A 22,971-nucleotide genomic window follows, 5' to 3' on the forward strand; every position below is an offset into this window, starting at 1 on the left:
ATCTTAGGGAGGAAACAGAATATGAGCAAGCAGCGTACATGGAAAAAGGTGCTATGTAACGTGGTTGTGGGTTCATTGTTGTTGACCTTGTGCCCGCCACTAATCCAAGCGGAGACTGCGGTAGGAACAGAGAACGCAAAGGGGGCAAAAGTGGCGACGGATATTCCGGCGTTTCCGGGGGCTGAGGGTGGCGGTAAATATGTTACCGGTGGACGCGGAGGTGAAGTGTATGAGGTTACCACGCTGGCAGACTACGGCAAAGGGGAGCAGATCATTCCCGGATCTTTTCGCGCAGCGGTCAGCTCCGATAATCGGACGGTCGTATTCCGGGTGGGTGGAACGATTCATCTCAAGGAGCCACTTAAGATCTTGGGAAACAATCTGACGGTTGCGGGTCAGACAGCTCCTGGCGACGGTATAGCTGTAAGCGATTACACAACAGGGATTGAAGCAGATAACGTCATTCTCCGTTACCTGCGTTTCCGATTGACCGACCGTTACCCCAGTGAGGATGACGCATTGGGAGCCAGATACCATAAAAACATAATGATTGATCACTGTTCCTTTAGCTGGTCGGTGGATGAGGTACTGAGCCTGTATGACAACGTCAATACAACGGTACAATGGTCCATTGCGTCCGAAAGTATGCTAATGACTACGCACCAGAAAGGTCGCCACGGCTATGGCGGCATATGGGGTGGACGAAATTCCACCTATCATCATAACTTGTTGGCTCACAATGCAAGCCGTAATCCGCGTTTTCCAACCGATAAAAAACAAATCGACGCTGTGGAAATGACCAATAATGTCATTTATAACTGGGGATTTTTCTCCTCATACGGCGGCGGTGAAGGATCGTATAATGTGCTAAATAACTATTATAAGTATGGCCCTAACACATATGAGGGCGTTCGCGGTCAAATTTTTGTAGACGTGGGTAGTAAAAAATATAAAACACGCATCTTTATTGGTGGTAACTATATGTACGGCAATGACTCGGTTACGAAAGACAACTGGCAGCTTGGCACATCCATTGGGTCCATTATTGATCCGTCCACCCGTTTGGCGGAGCCGATTGAAGTCAGAGGGGAATACGACAACGGAATCTCACCCGATGCGTACGGTCCATATCAAGCGACAGATGCACAAACCGCATATACGGAGGTGCTTGCCGGCTCAGGAGCCACGCTGCCAAGAAGAGATGCGGTGGACGCCCGAATTATGAATGATGTGAAGAATGGAACGGGTGCATTTATTAACTCTCCGCGTGAAGCAGGGTGGATTTATGACGATTCTAACGTAACGACGACGGAGCTTTCTGACAGTGACCATGATGGAATGCCGGATGAATGGGAACGTGCCCATGGGCTGGACCCCAATAATGCAGATGATCGTAACGGTCAGGGGCTTGCCGGCACAGGGGCGTATGCTCATTTTGCCAAGGGTTATACGAATCTGGAGGTCTATTTAAATGATCTTATTGAGAAGCTGTCGAATGGAAATGAGGTGAATAATCCAGAGGCTGTCGTTCAGGTGTCGGATGCAAACGGACGTTCACTAAAGCATAACGATATTTTGGAAGCAGGCCGGGATGCGACCATAACAGCAACAGCCAAGGACAAAGATGGTATTGCTCACGTTGAATTTATCATTGACGGCAAACTTGTTGGTAAAGTAGAGACCGCACCTTATCATCTCGATTGGAATCATGTAACAGACGGTACCCATTATATTATTGTACGGGTGACCGACCGCAAGGGGAATGCTGCATTTTCCAATCCTGTTACCATTCACGTCAATACGACTGCGCCGTCGGGAAGTTGGCTCAGCGAAGAGATTGGCTCTGAGGGCAATGATGGTTATATAAAAGGGCATACTCAGGTCTTAAAAGAAGATGCAAGCGGCAGCAGTATAAGACTGAAGTCAGCGGGAGACGTTGACGGTAAGGCAGATATTTTCCATTATGCTTATCAAAAATGGGAAGGTGACACTGAAATTACAGCCCGTGTGGAACATATTACCCCAGTGGATGATAATGCCGAAGCGGGTGTAATGATTCGTGAATCGCTGAAGCCTGGATCAAAAATGGCTTTTATGTCTTTAGCATTTGTTAAATATGGCAAACAGGGTATTCTTATCAGTCGTGATCAAACGGAGGGTAAGACGAAACGTGCGTCAATGGAGACGTTTATTACAACGCCATATTCGGTTCGTCTGGTACGACAAGGACCAAAGGTTACCGGCTGGGTGTCCGCAGATGGTGTGACGAACTGGGAGAAGGTTGGTGAAACGGTTATAGATGTGCCGGATCATCAACCGCTATTGTTCGGGTTGGCTACTGATGCATCCAAACCACAAAACGATGTATGGAATTACAATACGTCGGAATTCAGCCATGTCACCATCCGCAACCTGACAGATTCAGGAGGAACTCATCCCACTAGTGTGGTGGTAGCGACCTATGGTCCTGCTGACTTTACATCTCTCCAGGCAGCTATTGACGCAGTCCCTGACGACAGCAATACAAGGACAGTTATCCATCTCAAAAACGGTACGTATCGTGAGAAAATAAAGGTGAATTCCTCTAAGAAAAACCTGAGTATTATCGGAGAAGATCGGGATAAAACGATCATTGCTTTTGATGATACGGCCAAAACCGTGGTGGATGGAAAAGAATTAGGAACAAGCAACAGCTATACCATGCGTGTGCAAAGTCCTGATTTTGTGTTGGAGAATGTCACGGTTGCCAATACAGAAGGAACCGGGCAGGTGCAGGCTGTAGCGTTATATGCCGAAGGCGATCGTGGTAAGTATCACAATGTCAAAATTACCGGCCTACAGGATACGTTGCTTGTGAACCGTGGCAGACAGTATTTCAAGGACAGCTACATCAGTGGCAGTGTAGATTTTATATTTGGCAATGCACCCGCTGTGTTTGATAATTCGATCATACACAGCCTGCGTGCCGGATATGTGACAGCAGCTTCAACAGAAGAGAACAAGCCGGGCTTTGTATTTATTCAATGTCGTCTGACAACAGAAAATGGCTTGACAGGCAAGGTGGATCTCGGACGGCCATGGCGCCCTTACGCTCATGTTACTTTTTTGAAGACCTATATGGATGACCATATCAAGCCGGGCGGCTGGAATAATTGGGGCAAGGAATCCAATGAGCAGACCGCAAGATTTGGAGAGTTTGATAACTTTGGACCAGGTGCAGGAAGTAGCGAACGTGTACCTTGGGCCAAACAGCTTACTGCCGATGAAGCAAGCCAGTACACCGTTGAAGCTGTTCTGAGTGGACCAGATCATTGGGATTGGCGTCTTTAAATTTGATGTTCAGTGGTTAAGCGGGGCAAGCGCTTCTAGCGTTCAGCCTCGCTTATTTCTATCGTTTGAGTGGAGGATACATATTTAATTTTTAGGTATTGAAAATACTTGTTTACATGGTAAATGTTTGCTATGTTAAAAATGTATTTATTTCAAATTGTAATTTATTTTTGATTTTGGAGGTGTAACGTATGGCACGTGTGTTAGTAGTGATCACGCCTGCTGAAGGCCATGTTAATCCGACACTAGGATTAGTGAAAAGGTTGGTAGACAGTGGGGAGGATGTTGACTATGTGTGTACGGAAGAATATCGTACGAGAATTCAACAGACAGGAGCACAGATGATCACCTACCCTTTTGTGGATGATGCTTTTTCCAAAGACTCTGATTTAAAGCCAGCAGAATACAAACATCATTATCAATTTGTATACATGATGGTAAAAGGTATGATTCTTCCGATTATTCCAGAGGTTTTGAGAGTTATTGAAAACAGAACCTATGATTATTTAATCTATGATTCTTTGATGGGTTGGGGAGGCACGATTATTGCTGAGAAGCTAGGAATCCCTGCTGTGTGCTCTATCGCTTCTTTTGCTTTCGTAGAGCCATTGGGATCGGGGCAAGGCATGAATGACAATGATCCGGAGGTGAAAAAGTTGTACACGGCTACGATGCAAATAACGCATCAACTGGCTAATGAGCTTCAGGTTGACGCTCCGGCTATAGAAGAGATTGCTCCTCATGGCGGACACTTAAGAATCGTTTATACAAGCCGCTATTTTCAACCGCAAGCCGAAAAACTGGATCACAGTTTTATTTTTACAGGTCCTTCTATTGTACCGCGTAAAGATGCTCCTTCCTTCCCGTTCGAACAACTTCGTGTTCTGCATCCACAGGCGGTGTACATTTCAATGGGTACTATTTTGAATAAAGACTTGGAATTTTATAAGCTTTGTTTTGCAGCATTTCGCGATTTGCCTGTGCAGTTTGTGCTGTCTTCAGGCAATTATACAGACATGGAGCCATTGGCCTCGTGTATCCCTGACAATTTTATAATCAAGCCTTATATTCCGCAATTGGAAATGCTTCAGCATGTGGACGCTTTTGTTACACATGCGGGGATGAACAGTACAAGTGAAGCTCTGTATTACAATGTGCCGCAGGTCATGATTCCTTTAACATCGGATCAGCCCATTGTAGCGAGTCGGGTGCGGGAACTGGGAGCGGGTGTTGTTGTGGATAAAAATGAGCTTACACCCGCTAGTTTGAGAGCTGCCTTATTAGAGGTATTGAGTCATCCAACCTATAAAGAACAGGCTCATGTGATCGGCGAATCATTACGCCAGGCTGGTGGGTACAGTCATGCGGCAGATACAATCATGAGCCATTTCTCTACCATAGAAAAATAAGCGGCAGTCTATATACTGTGATTCCTTTCTTTTAAAGTAGCAGATTTTTCAAACTCTAGTTTCTTTGAAATCGCCAGAAGACCAAGGGAGCAGATGATCAGGGCCAAACATACCCAATAGCTGTTTCGGTAACCAATCCATTGAGCGGTTAATCCGCCCATCAAGCTCCCCACCAGTCTTCCGATGGTTGTCGCATTGGAATATAGCGTCGATGCGTACCCTGGAAGAGAGGGCAACAAATCCTGCATGTAACTAATGCCAATGGCAGAAATCACTGCAACAAAGAAGGCTAGAAGAAGCTGCCCCACGAATAGCTGCCACATCTCCGTAGACATAAGGACAAGGAGATAATAGACAACTCCAGTTAATGCTCCTAAAAATATAAGCAAACGGTTGGAGTATTTAGCTGCTAGTACGCCTAACATGAGCATCAAGGGGATTTCTACAATTGCGCAAATACTGGATACTAGAGCAACGTCACTCGTGTCGCCTTGTAAATTGTGAATGATGAACAAGGAAATATTCAAATTATTCATCCAGTGAGACGTATAGAGCAGAGTAAGAACGGAAAAGGGAATCAGAATCTCAATATTTTTATGTAATGTAATGTGATGAAGTGAAAGTTGATTGTTATGTTTAAGTTGAGCGGGAGGCTGCTTGATAAAAAGTAATAGAAGCACAGCAATGAGAACAAAAATAGAGGTCGTTCCCATAAAGATACCCTTAAAGCCCGTATGTGCAATCAAAAAGGAACCAAAAAGCGGCCCGGTAATAAAGCCAAGAGAAAACATAGACCGAAGCGTTGAATTAGCAAAGGCGTGATCCGCAGATTTACTGCGATTTACTGCTTCACGTGCACTGGCAAATAACTGCGGCATCCCAGGAGCACCAATGGCCGTAAAGATCGTCATATAAACAAAAAGCACATAAAAATTTTGGATTACAAGATATCCTGCAAAGGCTACGGCATTAAATAACGTACAAATCACCAAAATTTGTTTGCGATCTAATCCGGTATCAGAACGTTTGGCAATCAGAGAGCTTATCCATATGCCACAAATCAAACTCACCGCTGTAAACACACCAAAGGTTCCTACAGATACGCCAAGTGTACTTGTAAAATATACAGCTAAAAAAGGTGCGCTGATGGATATAGCCATGCCTTGCAATAACATGCAGATCATGAACAATGGGTAGTTAGGTATAACAAAAAGATTTTGAATACGCTTTAGCATTTCATTTTTACACCCCTTCAGATTTAGAAGCAGAATAATACATACCTATCCCATCTAAACTATATATGAACTTAGCATAATTTGTATATTTACATGGTATAAAATATTATATAATTTTTTTCACTTTGATGAGCAGCTCATATGCAAGGTCATACACAGACTAAGATACAATATCGGTAGTGGGAAGTAGATGTGTATACGATTTTCCCCGTAGGATGTGCCTTAAAGGCTAAAGCGGTTTACAAACTGCTTAATCAGTTCATTCAATGATCCGGCGGCCTTCGTAGGAAGGCGATGATCAGCTTTCTTAAGGAAAACCAGCTCACTATTTGGTAATTGTTGATGCAATATTTTGGCATAGGGATGAAAGTGCTTATCTTCTTCACCATAAACAAGCAGGACGGGAAGCTGGATTTCCCCGAGCTGTGAGGTGCAATTGTACTTCAAGCTGTATCGATAATATTGCTCGACATTCCTGGGATTTCCCTGCTTCGCATCGCTGAATAACTTACGGAACAAAGATAGCTGTTTCGTTTGTGACCAAGCAATAGAAAGGGCAAGTGTACCGACTGCGCCGATTTTGGAAAGAGCAATACCCAAAGAAATTTTGTTTCTTAGTCGCCCTTCGTTTACTTCTGACATTCCACTGATAACAATGCCTCCCCATGCCCGATCTGGATAAGTCAAGAGGAATTCAAGTACTATCGAGCCTCCGGTAGAATATCCACACAGAAATACTTTATCAAGGCTCATCCGGTCCATCAAATGTTTAATATCCTTGACAATGAGAGGGTAAGTAACCGTTTGCTCGGAAGGCTGACTATTACCGTGTCCTCTGATGTCAAAAGCTATGGTTCGAAAATGGGGCGATAGCCCTTGGATTTGGTATGTGAAATTTAAGCTAGTGAGTACCGGAGGGTGAATGAATAGGATGGCCATTCCTTCACCGGAATCCATATAATGCATGGAGTATTCGCTTATGTTTGTAGTCGTCATGGTTATGTTCCCTCCCTGAATGGTTTGATCTTAAATTTGGCCTATTAGATCCAAAAAATTCATGGAGGTGTATCTTTAATTGCTAGTATGAGATACCTTTGTCCCGATGATCCAATGCAGGAATAATTTTTTTAGTACAAGAAAAAAATAAGTGGATCAAGTTTTTCTAAGAAAGGGACACATACATGGGCATGAAGAATAAAGTTACCATAGCACTAGTGCTAGGTTTATTGTTGTTGGTCTTGGGGTGTAGAGCGGACTCCAGTCAACAGCTAAAACAACAAAGTGTGAAGCCACCTATCACAGTAAATCAAATGGGCAAAAAACCTGTCATTGTGATCTTGATTGATTCTTTAATGGATAAGCCTTTGCAAGAAGCAATTCAAGAAGGCCGTGCACCCGCAATGCAATATCTCTTAAATCAAGGGCAATATTTTCCGCATGTAGTGAGTTCATTTCCCACGATGTCTGTGACAATCGACAGCACATTATTAACGGGAACGTATGCAGACCAACATCATGTGCCCGGACTCGTTTGGTACAGCAACCAAAAGAAACGCATGATTCTCTACGGCAATGGTGCCAAAGAAGCCTTAAAGATAGACCAACTACAAGTATTCTTAGACGCAATTTACCAATTAAACCAAGTCCATTTGAACAAAAAAACGAAAACCATACATGAGGAATTGGCTGACAAAGGAAAAGAATCCGCGTCCATCAATGCTATTGTCTTTAGAGGGAAAACGAAACATGCCTTAAAAGTGCCTGACTTCATAGCGAATAGCAACAGGGTGCCAGAAAAAATGATAGTAACAGGGCCTAAATGGTTATCTTATGCAGCTCTGGCACAATTGAATCCGAAAAATAACTGGAATACTCCTTTGTGGAAAAAATTTGGGATGAACGATGAATTTTCCGCAAAAGATGCCGCTTTTCTAATCAGCCAGAAGAAACTTCCAGACGTAACCATCACATACTTTCCTGAGAATGATAATTTGGCGCATAGAAAGGGCCCGACTCAACTGAAGGGAATCGAAAAAGCAGATCAAGCACTGCAAACTGTGTTGAACGCATATGGTTCTTGGGAACAGGCTGTAAACAATGCGATATGGATTGTCATGGGTGACAGTGGACAAAGTGCGGTTTATGATGATCGACAGGCAGCAACGGTTGATATAAGGCCTCTTTTGAATCATTACCGCATTGCAAAATTAAATCAACCCGTAAGAACTGAAGACCAAATCGTGATTGCCGCTAATGAACGAATGGCGTATATCTATGCGATTAACGATAACGTGGAGTTGTCTGACGTGGTGAAGTTTTTACAAAATGAGGACAAGCTCGACATTATCGCTATGAAAGATGGTAAAAACAATATTCATGTTGTTACAAAGGGGAAAACGGGTAAGCTATTTTCTTATCATCCCGGTGGAAAATTCATTGATGAATATGGACAATCGTGGACCTTGTCGGGCGAAGAGGACCTTGTGGATATTAAGGTGAATAACAACCGGATCAAGTATGGAAAATATCCAGACGTTTTGGCGAGGTTACACGGGGCAATGAATTCACATGAAGGAAGATATGTTGTCGTCACGGTCCAACCCGGATATGAACTCGTCGGTGAAAGTTCTCCCACCCACATCGGTGGAGGTGCTCATGGATCGCTGCATGAAAAGGATTCCCTTGTCCCATTAATTATTTCCGGAACGAATACACGCCCCAAAACACTGCGAATCGTTGATATAAAAGACTGGATTCTGCAATTGGTAAACGAATAAGTATTATTCGGTTCTTGATATTAAGATTGAACTCCATTAGCATATAAGCATGTAGTTATATAAGCGGAAGGAGGTCACACATTGGAGCAACTTGGTTATGTAGCCGATCATTTAAAGCTACTGGGGGATAAAACCCGGTTGGCCATGCTTTCCCTGCTAAGAGAAAGAGAATGGTGTGTTTGCGAATTTGTAGATATCTTTGATATGTCGCAGCCAGCAATTAGCCAACATTTGAGAAAACTAAAGTCGCAAGGGATTGTAAAAGAAGAACGACGAAGTCAGTGGGTATACTATTCCCTAAATGTAGACGATAAGCCGCATATTCAAGCTGTTCTTGAGCGTATGCCAGACTCCAAGCAAATTTTAAAATGGCTGAATAAAGAGGAGCCGATCACATTTTGTGAACCGGATTCCTCAGCTTGTTCATCCTAAAGACTGTTCCGTGTATCTCCTTGAGGGATAACGGTGCTATTATATAAGTATATGTTTATAAGGTAATATATTGGAGGTTTAGAACATTGATTTTGTTGGCATGCATTATATTTTTAGCCACTTTAGTATTGGTGATCTGGCAGCCTAAAAATCTGTCCATCGGATGGTCTGCCTGTGGCGGTGCCATACTCGCCTTGCTGGTGGGTGTCGTCGATTTGCATGATGTTTGGGAAGTTACTCATATTGTCTGGAATGCGACACTGGCTTTTGTAGCCATTATTCTGATTTCGTTGGTGCTTGATAAAATCGGCTTCTTCGAATGGGCGGCGCTTCACATGGCACGAGCTGCGCGAGGAAGCGGAACCCGGATGTTTGTTTATGTGACCATTCTTGGCGCCGTTGTTGCTGCTTTTTTTGCGAATGACGGTGCGGCCTTAATACTGACACCGATTGTACTGGCGATGGTTCGGGCACTTAAATTGGATGAGAAAATGATTTTTCCTTTTATTATAGCGAGCGGTTTTATTTCAGACACGACGTCGCTTCCGCTTGTGGTCAGCAACTTGGTCAACATTGTGTCAGCCGATTTCTTTGGGATCACCTTTATGGAATATGCGAGTCGCATGATTGTACCTAATTTATTTTCTTTAGCAGCCAGTATAGGAGTACTGTATCTTTTTTTCCGTAAAAGAATTCCGAAAACGTTTGATGCGACACAATTAATCAGGCCTGCGGAAGCGATTAAAGATCCAAAGATGTTCCGTATGTCCTGGATCGTTCTCGCGGTTTTGTTCGTTGGCTACTTTGCATGCGAATTTTTTAATATTCCCGTTTCGGTGGTGGCTGGTATTATTGCTATCTTTTTCTTATTGATGGCGCGTAGAAGCCCTGCAGTGCCGATGAAAGAAGTCATCAAGGGTGCTCCATGGGCTATCGTATTTTTCTCCATCGGAATGTATGTTGTGGTGTATGGTCTACGTAATGCCGGTTTGACGGATCTGCTGGCCCATGTGATTCAAGCGGCTGCCGATCAAGGTATGTTTGTGGCCACCATGGGCATGGGTTTTATTGCGGCGATTATCTCGTCGGTCATGAATAACATGCCTACGGTCATGATTAATGCGCTTGCCATTGATGCTACCCATGCAACCGGTATGGTCAAAGAGGCGTTGATTTATGCTAACGTCATTGGTTCTGATCTGGGACCGAAAATAACTCCGATCGGTTCATTAGCCACGTTGTTGTGGCTGCATGTGCTCCGTTCGAAAAACGTAAAAATTTCTTGGGGGACTTATTTTAAGACAGGCATTGTCTTAACCATTCCTACACTTTTTATGACCCTACTGGGCTTATATCTATGGTTAATCATTTCATAATGGAACATTGAAGGAGACGGTAATGATGGAAAAAAAGACAATTTACTTTTTATGCACTGGTAACTCTTGCCGCAGTCAAATGGCAGAAGGCTGGGCCAAAAAATACTTGGGAGACCGTTGGAATGTATACAGTGCGGGTATTGAAGCACACGGCCTTAACCCTAAAGCGGTGCAAGCGATGAATGAAGTAGGGTTGGATATTTCCGGTCAAACTTCAGATATTATAGATCCTGCTTTGCTGAACAGCGCGGATTTGGTTGTGACCTTGTGCGGAGATGCTGCTGATAAATGTCCTATCACACCTCCGCACGTTCGTCGTGAACATTGGGGATTTGATGATCCGGCTAAAGCACAAGGAACAGAAGAAGAGAAATGGAGCGTATTCCAGCGTGTACGGGATGAAGTAGGGGCTCGTATTCGGAAATTTTCGGAGACTGGTGAATAAACAAGGTACACAGCTTAGGTATAGTATTACAGCAAGCACGCCTCCTTAAAGGGGTGGTGCTTGTTTGGCGTTTTTCTCCTTCACAGAATACTCTTCCAACACCTTTGTTTTATCTCCATAGATCCTATCCAAATGATCTTCTCCCCATAAGCAAAAACGATCAAGCAGATCTTTAAAATCCCATCCATATTCACTAAGCTCATATTCCACTTTGGGGGGAACTTGGTTATAAATGATGCGGTGGATGATTCCATCCTTTTCAAGCTCTCTAAGCTGTTGGGTGAGCACTTTTTGGGTGATTTTCGGAATGAGTTGACGAAGTTCGTATGTACGTTTTCTGCCGCTGGTTAAATGGTGTAGGATAATGCCTTTCCACTTTCCACTGATGACCTCCAAAGTTGCCTCGATCCCGAGCATATAGGTTTTGGCTTTGTCTTCCATAGACTTTTCCCCCTCTCCGATCTGTAGTACAAAAAGCACTAAGGAACCTTAAAGTACCTACAGTACATTGAAGTGCGTACTTCACACTTTAATGTATAACATCCATAATAGCATCTGTAGACAGGGTTCACTAATTATGAGGAGAAAGAAGGTTACGGATACATGAAAGTTTTATTGGTCGTCACGCATCCTAGAGAAGATTCACTAACCCTTGCGGTCATGAATCGTTTTGTAGAGGGATTGAAAGAGAATAAGCACGAGGTAGATATTTTGGACTTGGATCGGGATGGATACAATCCGGTGTACAGCGCTGCAGATGAGTTGGATTGGAATACGACCCATAAACAATATGCTCCTGAAACACGGAAAGAGATGGATAGAATAGTGGCTGCGGATGCTCTGGTCTTTGTGTTTCCATTATGGTGGTATAGTGTCCCGTCCATGCTAAAAGGGTACCTGGATAAAGTGTGGAACATAGGTTTACTTCAGGAGTTCACGTCAAAGCAGGTTCTGTGGATGTGCTTGGCGGGGGGGACGAAAGAACATCTGATCAAGTATGAATATCACGATTTGGTTACTAATTATTTGAATAAAGCCATTGCTGGTTACGCAAGAGTAAGAGAGTCCAAGGTGGAGTTCTTCTATGATACTTTATCCGAATCGAAAGAATACATTGAAGGTTTACTGGAGCACGCTTATCAATTAGGTCGGGCATATAAGTGAATTTTATTCTGATAACAATGATAATTTAATATTATTGAGGATTTTACAAAATCCTGATTATTGAAAAAGGGTTAAGGATCGTTAGACGGCACTTAACCCTTTTTTATTTTGTAGACGAGACTCTATCCTTTTATAGGCTCGTGCATAGGTGCTGATGGTGCCCCTTGCATAGATAACCCGCCGCCAGTTGTGCTTGCTGGAACAACGGGATGTGGTAATCCCTTTTCAGAAGCAGTGCCCGCAGTCTGCTTGGCCAGCTTCTGTTTCTCCCATAGGGCTCTGGCGATCACCAGCAAGGAGAGTACACCCACATATAGTAACAGAGAACCGAGTTCGGGAAGCATCTCCTGCAAAGGTGCACCACGCAGACCCATAGTGCGCAGGAATTTATACATCCATACAAAGGGGAAGAAATCACCGATTTGAATCGCTAAAGGTGGAAACAGTGATCTGGAAAGAATAGCCCCTGATAGAACAAAAGCAGGCATGAGTATCATCACCATTCTGCCAATGGCTATTCCCGGATGTGCAGCGCCCCATGCAACCAGGACATTGATACAAACGGTACCGAATACATACAGGACAACTGGAATTATAAAGAGAATTGGATTGGCCTCGAAACGGCCTCCCCCAAACACTTTAAGCATCCCTAGAGAGAAGATTAAGCCAGCCGTCGAAAACAGCGTATAAGGAAGCATACGCAGCAGGATGTTGAACGGATTTTGCAGCTCAGCAGCCAGCCTCTTGGAAACCCGGAGTCTGGCGACCAGAGGTAAGCTATTTATATTCAGTATCATAAAAGAGAACATACAAGTGAATGCAAGTATCGTCGTATTCTGATAGTCATTCGTTGGATTAAACATGGAACGCACTTCCAAGGCGATACCATTGAGGGCCCCTTGAGCCTGTTCTGCGTTCATCCCGGTTTTCAACATAGCTGGAACAGACAGTTCCATATTCTCGGAAACGCTAATTTCCTGCATAGCTGTACGAATCGAAGTAATAGATTGTACATTGGTATTATCGAGAATGAGACCCACGCGGCTGGAGAGGGAACGATTGTGATTGTCCTCTAAACCATGCGGCAATGAAATAACAGCCAAATATTGCTCATGATAAAAATACTGTTCAGGGTTGTCCGTATACGAAACAATCTCAGCTACGTTCATATACGGGGAAGCATCTATTTTCTGAATGAACTCACGGCTGTAAGCTGTGTTATCTTGATCCACCACTACCACGTTAGCGTCGTTAATTTGGCTGCTTGGGAGCAACAGTGAATACCCCAGTACGGCAATCAATGGGAAGATAATAGCTATAATCGGATACTTGGAGTGAACCAGATACGACCATTCATCACGAAGAGATTTCATTTGTATTCACCTCAACTGTCATGCCTGGTAGCAAAGCTGCTTCTCTTGTTACATATACACGTATCTGGAATGTAGCGGTATCTGCTTCTCCTTTTTCACGGGACATCTTCACATTAGCGAATTGTGGTGCAGCAGTTACATAGCGTACCGTACCTTTCAAGTCCTTATTGAGACCAGAGATATGAGTTTTAATTTCTTGATTGGCCTTGAATTTCCCCGCTTGTTCTTCATTCACATAGAGATCGTAATATAAATCGTTGGTTTCCAGGGTAATCACAGGAGCACCTTGCGCCACATTTTCGCCGACTTTGGTACTAATCGAAGTCACCTTGCCATCCTGTGGTGCTTTTAACACCAGGCGTTCTTTTTTGAGCAGCAACGTTTTAAGCTGAACTTCCTGTGTGTCTTTTTGTTGCTTTAAAAGGTCAATAGCCAGCTTCTGATCTGCCAACTGTTGACGACTCTGCTGAATGGTTTCCAGCTGGGTCTTGGAACGATCGACGGACAATTGGGCACCGCGAATTTCTTCCTCGGCTTGTTTTACCGAAACGGCTGCTTGTGTCGTCTGTTCACTGGCCTGCATACGTTCTTCAGAAGTGGCACCATGAAGTAGCTTTTGTAGAGCCTCTTTTTGCTGACTCAACTGATTTGTCGCTAAAGTCAAAGAGGATTCGGCATCATCCAACGCTGCTTTGGATGCACTTCCTGCATCATAGAGTGCTTTATTACGCTTATAGTTGGTCTGCGCCGTCTGAACGTTTTTGGTGGCTGAAGCTACGGCAATTCGTTGCTGCTGAACATCTTCAGCCCGAGCCCCGTTATTGACCTGTTGTTCCGCAGCAGTGGCTTGACGCTCAGCCGCTTGTGCCCGCTGCAATGCCGCCTGACTTTTACGCTCAGTCACTTGAGCTTGCGCGATATCTAGCTGTGCCTGTTTTTCCTGAGTTGCTGCTCGTGTATACCCTAAATGGATGGATTGTTGTTGTTGGCTGATTTGCGTATTGAACTGGGCGATTTGTGTCCGCAGCTGCTCAATTTGCAGATCCACATCTGTGGAATCCAAAGTCATAAGGACAGTTCCTTTTTTCACCTTAGTTTCTTCTGTTACCGGGATGTTCAGGATTTTGCCTCCTACTTGTTCAAACGATACATGAATGCTATCCGCATTTAGTGTTGTGCCTTTAACGGATCGAGAAGCATTGACTTGATCTTGTCCGTTGGTCTGGAGTAGGAACCCCCCGCCGATAAGACAGGCGATAGAAATGAGAGGGATGATGAGGCTGGTGACTTGTGTGCGATTCATGAGTAATACGCTCCTTAAATTCATAAAATGAGTTAAACAGGGACTCGAATAAATAAATATCCTGATATGTACATTTTATTTATTCTTTTATTTAATAATTTAAAAGTTAGTCGGCTAACTAAAGCGCAAAATTAAAACTTATTCTGGTTTTGCTGCTTTATATATCTCTTTTGCTTGAGGGATGCCACTTTCTATTTTTTGCAGTAACGTCAGGAGCAATTCCTTTTCATCGGTGGACAGGTGGCTCATCAGTGTGGAAGTGCTTGTAAAATGTATAGGCAGCAGTCTTTCCATCATTTCTGTTCCTTGTTCGGTCAGTTTAACAATGCTCATACGGCGGTCGGAAGGATGAACAGATCGAATAATAAGCCCATCGCGTTCCAGGCGGTCAAGCAGACCGGTAACAGTAGGCTTGCTAACCCCTACTTTCTCCGCAAGCTCTGTAGCCAGCAATCCTGTATGGATGTTGCGGTACAGAAGAATTAATATTGAAAATTTCCCATGAGATATACCGAACTTCTCAAAGCCCTCAAAGCTGACTTTAAAGACGCTGGAAGATACCCGCATAAAAAATAGCATAGCTTCTGTTGCTCTTACATCAATCTCGGGGATACGCATAGAAAATTCTTGTAGCGCCTCACGAGTGGGCAAGTCCCGTAAATCAAAATCCATAAGGTTCTCCTTTCTTCTTACAGTATGTTCCAATCAATAAATTAGTTAGCCGACTAATCTTAATCTATTCAAAAATGAATTTCAAGCTAAACTTTGTTAATCGTCATGCGATTGTTCACCATATGGAGGTTGTTCGTGCAATGGTTTAAGCTTTTCCCTACATTGATATTTACAATGAAGTGCTTGATAATAAGTGGATATCGCACGAGACCAAAAACCCAAAAGTGAGGAACCTGGAATGACGACAAAATTATACTACACTGCTCCAAATCTTACGGAGTGGGACACTCATATTACACAGAGCATGGAAAGAGACGGAAAATATTTGGTTACGCTGGAGGAAACGGCCTTTTATCCGCATGGTGGAGGCCAGCCTTGTGATACAGGAACCATTCAGGGCGTCCGTGTATTAGATGTTGTTCTCGAAGAAGGGGATATTTGGCATCAGGTAGAGCGTTTGCCGGAGGATCGGAAAGTAGCCTGCCGATTGGATTGGGAACGCAGATTTGATCATATGCAGCAGCATAGCGGGCAGCACTTGCTGTCAGCGGTTTGTCTAGAGTTGTTGGGTGCCCGTACGGAAAGCTTTCATCTGGGACAAGAATATGACACGATTGATGTGAACTGTTCGGATATAACGCCTGCGCAGCTATCGGCAATCGAGCAGGAAGTAAATCAGCAAATCTATAGTAATCGCAGCATAAAAAGTTATTTTGTAACCCGTGAGCAATTGAAGGACATTCCGCTTGTGAAAACGCCCAAAGTGACAGAAAATATTCGGATTGTCGAGATCGAGGGCATTGAATATAATGCTTGCGGTGGCACACATGTAGCTCAGACCGGGGAAATTGGGATCATTAAATGCTTAAAATGGGAGAAGCAGAAGGGGATGGCAAGAATCCATTTCAAATGTGGCGCTCGCGCACTCCAGGATTTTAACGATAGTGTTCAGATATTGGACGTGTTATCTATGAAGTTCAATACCGGGCGAAAAGATATTTTGACCCGATTCGAAAAGTGGGAGCAGGAGCATAAACAGCTTAAGGCGCAAGTGGAGCTCCTACAAGAGGAAAATGCTTCGTACCAGGCGAAAGAGTTGCTATCTGCTGTGCAGGGGCATGTTCTTGCTCATGTATTCGAACAAAAATCCCTGCAGGACATGCAGCAATTGGCTACCAAGCTGACAGCTGAGCATGATTTGCTTGTTCTATTTGCCACAACAGCAGAAAACAAAATCCTTCTGGCACATAACGGCACCCAGTCTGTTAGCTGCGGAGCATTTTTGAAAGAGAATCTGGGGGCATTTCACGGTAAGGGGGGCGGTAGCAACCAATCAGCTCAGGCTGCATTCCCGTCCCGTGAAGACCTTTTGAATTTCTTTGAAACGGCCCAGCGCCAGTTCGTTCAGGGCTGATGTAATGGAGGATTAGTGGCGTAGGGGAAGCTTCCACTTTTCCTTTTCTGTAAATAAAATAAAAGAAAAAATAAGTGCAACAACAGCGCCCCAAACGGCTTTATCCCCAATTGTCAGAGTTAGAAATCCCCCCAGCAAGGCTCCTACCAAGAAGGCTGCCAGGATGACACCATAACGCATCGCTCGAATGGCAGCGTTCGTGTCCTTGGTCGTTACGGCGACATACACAGCCTCGATAGCTGATCGGAGGTTACCGGTGCTGACCGTGGAGGTGTACGGCACATCAATGAGCTTGCGGAAGGAAGTCATTTGCACGGAAGCGACGAACGAGACGATCACCACCACTACCGTATTGGGAACTCCTTGCGGAATCAATCCCACGATGAAAAAAATCGCAATTTCCAGTAAAAGAATTGCGCGGGTCCAGTCCGGAGTTAAACGGTGGGTTGATTTTCGTTTAATCCCTTCAGCAACAAAAACCCCCAGTGAAAAGGCGATCAGGGGCGGGATATAGGATAACGCCTGAATCCAGTGCCCCTGAATGACTTTGACAGCCAGCAGCACGATATTGCCTGTCTGTGCGTTGGCGAAAACACCGCCTCTTCCAACAAAGGTATATGTGTCCAAAAAGCCCCCTACTAATGATAGTAAGGCGCCCAGTCGCAACGATTCGGACGTTACCTGATGTAAATGTATTTTGCCTTTCATAAACACGGCATATAAGCCTCCTATGCTAAACGTCGATTGTTTAAAGCTAACACGAAAATCCAGGACCATACAATTAAATTAATCACTTAAGCATGAAAATGACACAAAAAAGCCACATCAGGTCCCATACAATAGAAAGGACGTGATGCGGCTTGTTGGAGTGCTGTTTAAAGTGTCATCTGGAACTTCGAGAATGTGCTTATTGCAGAGCTTGAACGAGGGCTGCGCCGAATTCCTGTGCACCATCTGGGCCATCGGCTGTAATAATGTCGCTATGCGCAACGACATGCTGAGCGAGATATTCGGCTTGATGCACTTGAAGCTGATCCTTTTGTACATCCACTGGATAGCATGTAGCCGTTCTACCAGAGAGTAGTCCGGTTTGAGCCACGGCTACAGAGCCTGCGCAGATGCCAGCCAATAAAGTTTTTTGCTCATGGGTTTGTTTCAGCACAGCTTGGAGATCCGCGTTATTCCACAGATGGTCATTCGTTCCTGAGCCGCCGATCACAGACACCACATCATAATCAGCCAGCACAGCGTCTGTAAAAATAAGATTAGCGGTTGCTTTACCGTTGTAGTCACCGATGATTTCGCCTGTTTTTGTACTAGCTAACATCACAGTAACGCCTGCTTGTTCCAGCGCTTCCTTCGGTTTAAACAATTCATCCTCATTAAAGCGCTCTGGGGGTATAATAAAAAGAGCTTTTTTACTCATACTTTATTCCTCCTTGAATGTGTAACATTATCTACTATTGTAGGATGGCTTCGTCAGGCTGTGAAGAATGCACTTTCAAGTACGGAGGTTACCTAAAGGTTACTATTAGAGTGCAAGACCATGATGATTTAGAAGGAGTTAATTATATATGTCTGATACACTAAGAGAAGAAATACGGGAGAAGATCGTCAACGGGGACTATAACTGCGAAAAGGAACTGACCCTGTCGGTGTTAAGCGGAAAGTGGAAGGTCGTTATTTTATGGCATTTGGGCGTAGAAGGGCCGCACCGTTTCAGTGACCTGCAAAGGCTGTTTCCAAAGCTGTCGCATAAAGTGCTGACCAATCAGCTGCGGGAGTTGATGGAGGACGGTATTGTGCACCGGGAAGTGTATCCCGAGGTACCTCCAAAGGTGGAGTATTCGATGACCGAGCTGGGGATGACGATTTTACCCATTGTGGAGATGATGTATGACTGGGGGAAAAAACGGGTGCAATCCATTCGTGAGGAGATGCAGCGCAGCGGTGAGGGAAACGTTTAAAGTTCCTTCATATGAAAAATAGAACGCCTTGCACTATGAGTACAATTGTACTTAGAGCAAAGGCGTTCTTTGACATGTTAGCAGTCTGTGTTTTTATCATATTAGTCTAGGAACAATAGCGGTAGCCGTGAAGCTGCTTCAATAAGATCATTGCTGTTCAAGTACTGGTAGAACCTCAATCCAGCGTGTAGCCCAAGTACCGATATGGTCAAACAAAGGAGCTAAATCGCGTCCCTTATCTGTAAGAGAGTATTCAATCCGTACAGGCTTCTCAGGATAAACCATACGTTGTATGATTCCTTCTTCCTCCAGCTCTTTCAAACGGTCCGAAAGGACCTTTCCACTTAAATTAGGAATTGAATTCTCAATAGCGACGAAACGTTGCGGACCATTCGTTAGTTGAAATACGATCAATACCGTCCAACGCTTACTCAGTAGTTCCATAGCCTTTTCAAACCGTGGACACATCTGCGGAATGTTCATGTGATCACCTCATGCTCCTATTATTAACGATTCACTGTTAAAAGTAAATGATTTTACTTTACATAAATTTATTACTTGACGAAATGATATGATATAAATATACTTTGTTACATAAAGTAACTTGTTAGCTTTGAGACGGAGCTTAAGATATGAATGCTTAAAATTTAAACTTAATTTGATGTTATTTTTGATATTATTAATGATGTAATTAAATGAACAGGTACGAACTAATCGTTGAGGTTATGGTTTGGGTGTAGGGGGAAGTCGGATGAAGCTGGAATGTGAAGTGTGCGTAGTTGGAGGGGGACCCGCAGGGACTTTGTTGTCCTGTCTACTGGCGGCGCAGGGTGTATCCACGATATTGATTGAACGGCAGAGCATAGCGGGAAAGGCCTTTCGCGGTGAAATCTTGAATGATGAGGGTCAGGAAGTGATCCAAAGGCATAAGCTGCTCGAACAAATTCATGAGAACTATGTTCTCGCCTCCACAAGAATCGAATATTGGGGGCATCAGCGGCAAGTGAAGACGGTCAAGCCAGTATCAGTTGATGGTAATGTGGGGGTTCATATTCCACAGCCTCGATTTTTGGAGGCTTTGCTCAAACAGGCGTCAACCTACGAGTCCTTCCGTTACCTGGCGGGTACAACTGTGACTGCGTTGGAAGGTAACAGCGAGCAGGGGTACACGGGCTTGACCGCCCGCGATAAGAACGGTCATGAGATCACGATTCACAGTTCGTTGATTGTAGGGGCAGATGGTCGCTATTCGACTGTGCGCAAGCTGGCGCAGATGCCTGTGACGAACATTCGACACGGCTATGATCTGCTATGGGCGAAAATTACGGCACCTGCTGGGTGGGAGCCCGTCACTCGTCTGGCATGGGTCAACGGAGGACAATTGGCTTTATTCTCGCAGGCTGAGGGCTATATTCAAATTGGCTGGAATGTGGAGGAGGGTAGCTTTCTAACCCTGTTTAAGCAATCCTTTGAACCATTTATACAACGGTTTACAGAGGCTTTTCCAGATTTGAAGCATAGTGTGCATGATCATATTCGTTCATGGAAGGACTTCGTACCGTTGGATATTTTCAGCAGTCGTAGTGACACCTGGACGCAGAACGGACTGGTCCTTATTGGAGATGCGGCGCATACCATGACACCTACCGGAGCTTTTGGCTTGAACGCAGCTTTGAAGGATGCCGATGTGCTAGCCAGTGAGCTTCTTCGTTTACGACAGAAGAGCTATACCGCCGGAGACCTAAAGGCGTTCGAAGACGGACGACGGCAGGCTGTCACCGAGCTTCAGGAACGGCAACTGACGATGGAATCCACGTTTCATGAACATTTCTTACACAGAGTTCAATGATTTATGACCCTAACAATAACGATTAGCCTTTGAAGAATTAGGCATTTTCTATATAGAGCTTATATAAAGGATGGTGCAAAGAGATGAACCAAAAAGATGTAGCTACGCTACTTAACGATAAAATTCAAACCGTTCGTGGAGAACAATCTTCGACGATTTTGGTTGGACCGATCAAGCTGCCAGTTAATTTGGAAGGGGAAACGGTTGTTTTTCAGTGGTACTGCTGGTTGCCTGTACGGGATGAGGAAGATCGTCAGGACTTACTGAATGCCACCGCTGAGACGATTGTGAAGCGATTGTCCACACTGGATTTGGCAGAGGGACAACAGTCAAGCGTTTTGGTGTACGGCGATCTCGAGCAGTCGGAAAATGCATTAGTTCGCATGCATAGTATTTGCCATACTGGAGATATTTTTGGTAGCAAGCGTTGTGATTGCGGATTTCAACTCCACCAGTCCATGAAAATGATCGTGGAACATGGAACGGGTGCATTGTTCTATCTGGCTAACCATGAAGGCCGCGGAATTGGTTTGTTTAGTAAAGCAATGGCTTATATTCTGCAGGAAGAAGGCATGGATACCGTGGAAGCCAATCATCAATTGGGTTTTGAAGATGATACACGCAACTATGCGGATGCCATTAGTGTGCTCCGTCACCTGAGACAAAAGCCGGTAACCCTGATTACAAATAATCCTAAAAAACTGGATGCCTTGAAAAAATCGGGTATGAATGTGGCGGGTCGTATGCCGCTCTGGGGCGATGTGTCGCAATATAATGAACGGTATTTGAATACAAAAGTGGAACGATCCGGCCATTTGCGGGATTCCGATCTCAGGGAGGTTCTATGACCACTCACGAAAAATATATGCGCCTGGCACTGGAAAATGCCAGAAGTGCTAAAGGGCAAACAGAACCGAATCCGCTCGTCGGATCAGTCATTGTCAACAACGGCCGTATCGTTGGGATCGGCGCTCATCTGAAGCCCGGCGAGCCACATGCTGAGATTCATGCGTTGCGTATGGCGGGTGAACACGCTCAGGGAGCGACGATTTACGTAACGCTGGAGCCGTGTTCCCATCACGGCCGGACAGGCCCGTGCGCGGAAGCGATTGTGAAGGCTGGCATTCGTCGAGTGGTGATTGCAGCGCTGGACCCGAACCCGCTGGTTTCCGGCAGAGGGGTGCAGATTTTGAAAGATGCAGGCATTGAGGTCATTGTCGGCGTATGTGAGCAGGAATCCATCCGCATGAATGAAGTGTTCAATCAATATATCGTGAGCAAGCGTCCTTTTATTACGATCAAATCAGCAGTAACGCTGGACGGTAAAATTGCAACTCGAACCTCTGAAAGCAAGTGGATCACATCTGAGGCTGCACGGGAGGATGTGCATCGTCTTCGTCACGAGCATGTAGGAATCCTGGTCGGTGTACAGACCGTGATTCATGATAATCCTCAGCTTACGACTCGTCTACCAGAAGGACGGAATCCGATTCGTATCATTCTGGATAGTAAGCTTCGAATTCCATTGGATGCTCGTGTCATTACAGATGGGGAGGCTCCGACCTGGATATTCACAGGACGGGCCTACGATGAAGGCAAGCGAAGCCAGCTGGAACAGCTGGGTGTAAAAGTATATCCGACACAGGATGAAAACAGCGATCGGGTTAACCTGCCGCAAATGTTGGATATTCTGGGGGCAGCGGAGGTGTCATCGGTGTTCGTGGAAGGCGGAGCCGAAGTGAACGCTTCGTTCGTGCAGCAAGGGCTGGCAGACAAGCTGGTGCTGTATATGGCGCCGAAGCTGGTTGGAGGACGTGCAGCCCCGGGATTTCTCGGGGGAGAAGGCGTGTCTGCGATGAGCGATGCGGTGGCATTGCATGATTTGAGCGTGACACAGGTTGGTGTAGATTGGAAAATAGAAGGGTATTTTGAGCGGGGAAAATGAGTGAGTTGTTTTCGGGTGGAGGAGGCGCTTCGCGGAGAGGTTGATCTTCCGATCGCTGTTGCAGTGGGATTCTTCGGATTGTATGAGAGATTTAAAGGTAAGAATCCCACTGCAAAGGCGAACGCTTCCGCTTCTCCAGATTCAACCCCTTCGCTCCGCTGCTGCCCACCGCAAAGTCACTCTTTTTCCGAAATGTTGTGGAGCATGGGAAGGGCATAAGAAACTAAATACTCAAAAACTCAAAGGCTCAAAAACTTATAAATTCAAAACAGAGGATCTG

General features: G+C 44.8%; 21 protein-coding genes. 12 read left to right on the forward strand and 9 right to left on the reverse strand.

The annotated features are described in order from the left end of the window. Positions 1 to 21: 21 nt before the first annotated feature. Entirely contained in the window at positions 22 to 3,330 is a 3,309-nt protein-coding gene (locus ACEN8J_RS00695) for a pectinesterase family protein (protein ID WP_495594157.1), read from the forward strand. Between the two features lie 191 nt (positions 3,331 to 3,521). Continuing rightward, entirely contained in the window at positions 3,522 to 4,739 is a 1,218-nt protein-coding gene (locus ACEN8J_RS00700) for a macrolide family glycosyltransferase (protein WP_318628115.1), read from the forward strand. An 8-nt stretch (positions 4,740 to 4,747) separates the two neighbouring features. Here ACEN8J_RS00700 and ACEN8J_RS00705 read toward each other — a convergent pair whose 3' ends face one another. Further along, positions 4,748 to 5,974 carry a sugar efflux transporter gene (locus ACEN8J_RS00705; RefSeq protein ID WP_495594159.1) on the reverse strand — a complete coding sequence of 409 codons (1,227 nt, stop codon included), beginning with the start codon at positions 5,972 to 5,974 and terminating at the stop codon, positions 4,748 to 4,750. A 222-nt stretch (positions 5,975 to 6,196) separates the two neighbouring features. After that, the gene (locus ACEN8J_RS00710) at positions 6,197 to 6,970 is read right to left on the reverse strand and encodes an alpha/beta fold hydrolase (RefSeq protein ID WP_495594160.1); all 774 of its coding nucleotides are present in this window, start codon (positions 6,968 to 6,970) and stop codon (positions 6,197 to 6,199) included. 185 nt (positions 6,971 to 7,155) lie between these two features. Here ACEN8J_RS00710 and ACEN8J_RS00715 point away from each other — a divergent pair, with 185 nt between their 5' ends. From ACEN8J_RS00715 to arsC, 4 genes are all read left to right on the forward strand, one after another. Further along, positions 7,156 to 8,751 carry an alkaline phosphatase family protein gene (locus ACEN8J_RS00715; protein WP_495594161.1) on the forward strand — a complete coding sequence of 532 codons (1,596 nt, stop codon included), beginning with the start codon at positions 7,156 to 7,158 and terminating at the stop codon, positions 8,749 to 8,751. Positions 8,752 to 8,832: 81 nt separating this feature from the next. Further along, positions 8,833 to 9,183: an ArsR/SmtB family transcription factor gene (locus ACEN8J_RS00720; RefSeq protein ID WP_318628112.1), complete on the forward strand. Its 351-nt coding sequence runs from the start codon at positions 8,833 to 8,835 to the stop codon at positions 9,181 to 9,183. 86 nt (positions 9,184 to 9,269) lie between these two features. Further along, positions 9,270 to 10,559: an arsenic transporter gene (locus tag ACEN8J_RS00725; protein WP_318628111.1), complete on the forward strand. Its 1,290-nt coding sequence runs from the start codon at positions 9,270 to 9,272 to the stop codon at positions 10,557 to 10,559. 25 nt (positions 10,560 to 10,584) lie between these two features. After that, the gene (gene arsC, locus ACEN8J_RS00730; protein ID WP_029519339.1) at positions 10,585 to 11,004 is read left to right on the forward strand and encodes an arsenate reductase (thioredoxin); all 420 of its coding nucleotides are present in this window, start codon (positions 10,585 to 10,587) and stop codon (positions 11,002 to 11,004) included. Positions 11,005 to 11,049: 45 nt separating this feature from the next. Here the strand turns inward: arsC and ACEN8J_RS00735 are convergent, their stop codons facing one another. Beyond that, entirely contained in the window at positions 11,050 to 11,445 is a 396-nt protein-coding gene (locus ACEN8J_RS00735; protein WP_013373192.1) for a winged helix-turn-helix transcriptional regulator, read from the reverse strand. Between the two features lie 162 nt (positions 11,446 to 11,607). On the opposite strand from ACEN8J_RS00735, the gene ACEN8J_RS00740 reads away from it, so the two are divergent. Further along, positions 11,608 to 12,168: an NAD(P)H oxidoreductase gene (locus tag ACEN8J_RS00740; RefSeq protein ID WP_029519338.1), complete on the forward strand. Its 561-nt coding sequence runs from the start codon at positions 11,608 to 11,610 to the stop codon at positions 12,166 to 12,168. A 122-nt stretch (positions 12,169 to 12,290) separates the two neighbouring features. Here the strand turns inward: ACEN8J_RS00740 and ACEN8J_RS00745 are convergent, their stop codons facing one another. The 3 genes from ACEN8J_RS00745 to ACEN8J_RS00755 form a co-directional block, all read right to left on the reverse strand. Beyond that, the gene (locus tag ACEN8J_RS00745) at positions 12,291 to 13,541 is read right to left on the reverse strand and encodes an ABC transporter permease (RefSeq protein ID WP_495594162.1); all 1,251 of its coding nucleotides are present in this window, start codon (positions 13,539 to 13,541) and stop codon (positions 12,291 to 12,293) included. After that, entirely contained in the window at positions 13,525 to 14,844 is a 1,320-nt protein-coding gene (locus tag ACEN8J_RS00750; RefSeq protein ID WP_495594163.1) for an HlyD family secretion protein, read from the reverse strand. The genes ACEN8J_RS00745 and ACEN8J_RS00750 overlap by 17 nt, the downstream gene beginning before the upstream one ends. Positions 14,845 to 14,982: 138 nt before the next feature. After that, positions 14,983 to 15,516: a MarR family winged helix-turn-helix transcriptional regulator gene (locus ACEN8J_RS00755; RefSeq protein ID WP_029519335.1), complete on the reverse strand. Its 534-nt coding sequence runs from the start codon at positions 15,514 to 15,516 to the stop codon at positions 14,983 to 14,985. 238 nt (positions 15,517 to 15,754) lie between these two features. On the opposite strand from ACEN8J_RS00755, the gene ACEN8J_RS00760 reads away from it, so the two are divergent. Next, positions 15,755 to 16,930, forward strand: coding sequence for an alanyl-tRNA editing protein (locus tag ACEN8J_RS00760; protein WP_495594164.1), 1,176 nt, complete (start codon positions 15,755 to 15,757; stop codon positions 16,928 to 16,930). Positions 16,931 to 16,942: 12 nt separating this feature from the next. Here ACEN8J_RS00760 and ACEN8J_RS00765 read toward each other — a convergent pair whose 3' ends face one another. Together ACEN8J_RS00765 and ACEN8J_RS00770 are read right to left on the reverse strand one after the other, a co-directional pair. Then, positions 16,943 to 17,644: a YoaK family protein gene (locus tag ACEN8J_RS00765; RefSeq protein WP_029519333.1), complete on the reverse strand. Its 702-nt coding sequence runs from the start codon at positions 17,642 to 17,644 to the stop codon at positions 16,943 to 16,945. Positions 17,645 to 17,837: 193 nt separating this feature from the next. Beyond that, the gene (locus ACEN8J_RS00770) at positions 17,838 to 18,356 is read right to left on the reverse strand and encodes a DJ-1/PfpI family protein (protein ID WP_340956930.1); all 519 of its coding nucleotides are present in this window, start codon (positions 18,354 to 18,356) and stop codon (positions 17,838 to 17,840) included. 148 nt (positions 18,357 to 18,504) lie between these two features. Between ACEN8J_RS00770 and ACEN8J_RS00775 the strand changes: the two genes are divergently transcribed. Then, positions 18,505 to 18,897 (forward strand): winged helix-turn-helix transcriptional regulator, encoded by a 393-nt coding sequence (locus ACEN8J_RS00775; protein ID WP_165149506.1) that lies wholly within the window; start codon positions 18,505 to 18,507, stop codon positions 18,895 to 18,897. A gap of 147 nt (positions 18,898 to 19,044) precedes the next feature. Here ACEN8J_RS00775 and ACEN8J_RS00780 read toward each other — a convergent pair whose 3' ends face one another. Beyond that, a complete protein-coding gene (locus tag ACEN8J_RS00780) occupies positions 19,045 to 19,380 on the reverse strand; it encodes a winged helix-turn-helix transcriptional regulator (RefSeq protein WP_495594165.1) in 336 nt (111 codons plus the stop codon). A gap of 268 nt (positions 19,381 to 19,648) precedes the next feature. Between ACEN8J_RS00780 and ACEN8J_RS00785 the strand changes: the two genes are divergently transcribed. The 3 genes from ACEN8J_RS00785 (at position 19,649) to ribD (ending at position 22,691) form a co-directional block, all read left to right on the forward strand. Continuing rightward, positions 19,649 to 20,746: an FAD-dependent monooxygenase gene (locus tag ACEN8J_RS00785; protein ID WP_029519330.1), complete on the forward strand. Its 1,098-nt coding sequence runs from the start codon at positions 19,649 to 19,651 to the stop codon at positions 20,744 to 20,746. An 83-nt stretch (positions 20,747 to 20,829) separates the two neighbouring features. Further along, positions 20,830 to 21,594 (forward strand): GTP cyclohydrolase II, encoded by a 765-nt coding sequence (locus tag ACEN8J_RS00790; RefSeq protein ID WP_029519329.1) that lies wholly within the window; start codon positions 20,830 to 20,832, stop codon positions 21,592 to 21,594. Beyond that, a complete protein-coding gene (gene ribD, locus ACEN8J_RS00795) occupies positions 21,591 to 22,691 on the forward strand; it encodes a bifunctional diaminohydroxyphosphoribosylaminopyrimidine deaminase/5-amino-6-(5-phosphoribosylamino)uracil reductase RibD (RefSeq protein WP_029519328.1) in 1,101 nt (366 codons plus the stop codon). Before ACEN8J_RS00790 ends, ribD begins: the two co-directional genes overlap by 4 nt. Positions 22,692 to 22,971 lie beyond the last annotated feature (280 nt).

This window comes from Paenibacillus sp. Paensp38, assembly GCF_059491915.1.

Coding starts and splice junctions, on each gene's coding strand:
- ACEN8J_RS00695 (WP_495594157.1), top strand. CDS start 22: ATGAGCAAGCAGCGTACATGGAAAAAGGTGCTATGTAACGTGGTTGTG.
- ACEN8J_RS00700 (WP_318628115.1), top strand. CDS start 3,522: ATGGCACGTGTGTTAGTAGTGATCACGCCTGCTGAAGGCCATGTTAAT.
- ACEN8J_RS00705 (WP_495594159.1), bottom strand. CDS start 5,974: ATGCTAAAGCGTATTCAAAATCTTTTTGTTATACCTAACTACCCATTG.
- ACEN8J_RS00710 (WP_495594160.1), bottom strand. CDS start 6,970: ATGACGACTACAAACATAAGCGAATACTCCATGCATTATATGGATTCC.
- ACEN8J_RS00715 (WP_495594161.1), top strand. CDS start 7,156: ATGGGCATGAAGAATAAAGTTACCATAGCACTAGTGCTAGGTTTATTG.
- arsC (WP_029519339.1), top strand. CDS start 10,585: ATGGAAAAAAAGACAATTTACTTTTTATGCACTGGTAACTCTTGCCGC.
- ACEN8J_RS00735 (WP_013373192.1), bottom strand. CDS start 11,445: ATGGAAGACAAAGCCAAAACCTATATGCTCGGGATCGAGGCAACTTTG.
- ACEN8J_RS00740 (WP_029519338.1), top strand. CDS start 11,608: ATGAAAGTTTTATTGGTCGTCACGCATCCTAGAGAAGATTCACTAACC.
- ACEN8J_RS00745 (WP_495594162.1), bottom strand. CDS start 13,541: ATGAAATCTCTTCGTGATGAATGGTCGTATCTGGTTCACTCCAAGTAT.
- ACEN8J_RS00750 (WP_495594163.1), bottom strand. CDS start 14,844: ATGAATCGCACACAAGTCACCAGCCTCATCATCCCTCTCATTTCTATC.
- ACEN8J_RS00755 (WP_029519335.1), bottom strand. CDS start 15,516: ATGGATTTTGATTTACGGGACTTGCCCACTCGTGAGGCGCTACAAGAA.
- ACEN8J_RS00760 (WP_495594164.1), top strand. CDS start 15,755: ATGACGACAAAATTATACTACACTGCTCCAAATCTTACGGAGTGGGAC.
- ACEN8J_RS00770 (WP_340956930.1), bottom strand. CDS start 18,356: ATGAGTAAAAAAGCTCTTTTTATTATACCCCCAGAGCGCTTTAATGAG.
- ACEN8J_RS00775 (WP_165149506.1), top strand. CDS start 18,505: ATGTCTGATACACTAAGAGAAGAAATACGGGAGAAGATCGTCAACGGG.
- ACEN8J_RS00780 (WP_495594165.1), bottom strand. CDS start 19,380: ATGAACATTCCGCAGATGTGTCCACGGTTTGAAAAGGCTATGGAACTA.
- ACEN8J_RS00785 (WP_029519330.1), top strand. CDS start 19,649: ATGAAGCTGGAATGTGAAGTGTGCGTAGTTGGAGGGGGACCCGCAGGG.
- ACEN8J_RS00790 (WP_029519329.1), top strand. CDS start 20,830: ATGAACCAAAAAGATGTAGCTACGCTACTTAACGATAAAATTCAAACC.
- ribD (WP_029519328.1), top strand. CDS start 21,591: ATGACCACTCACGAAAAATATATGCGCCTGGCACTGGAAAATGCCAGA.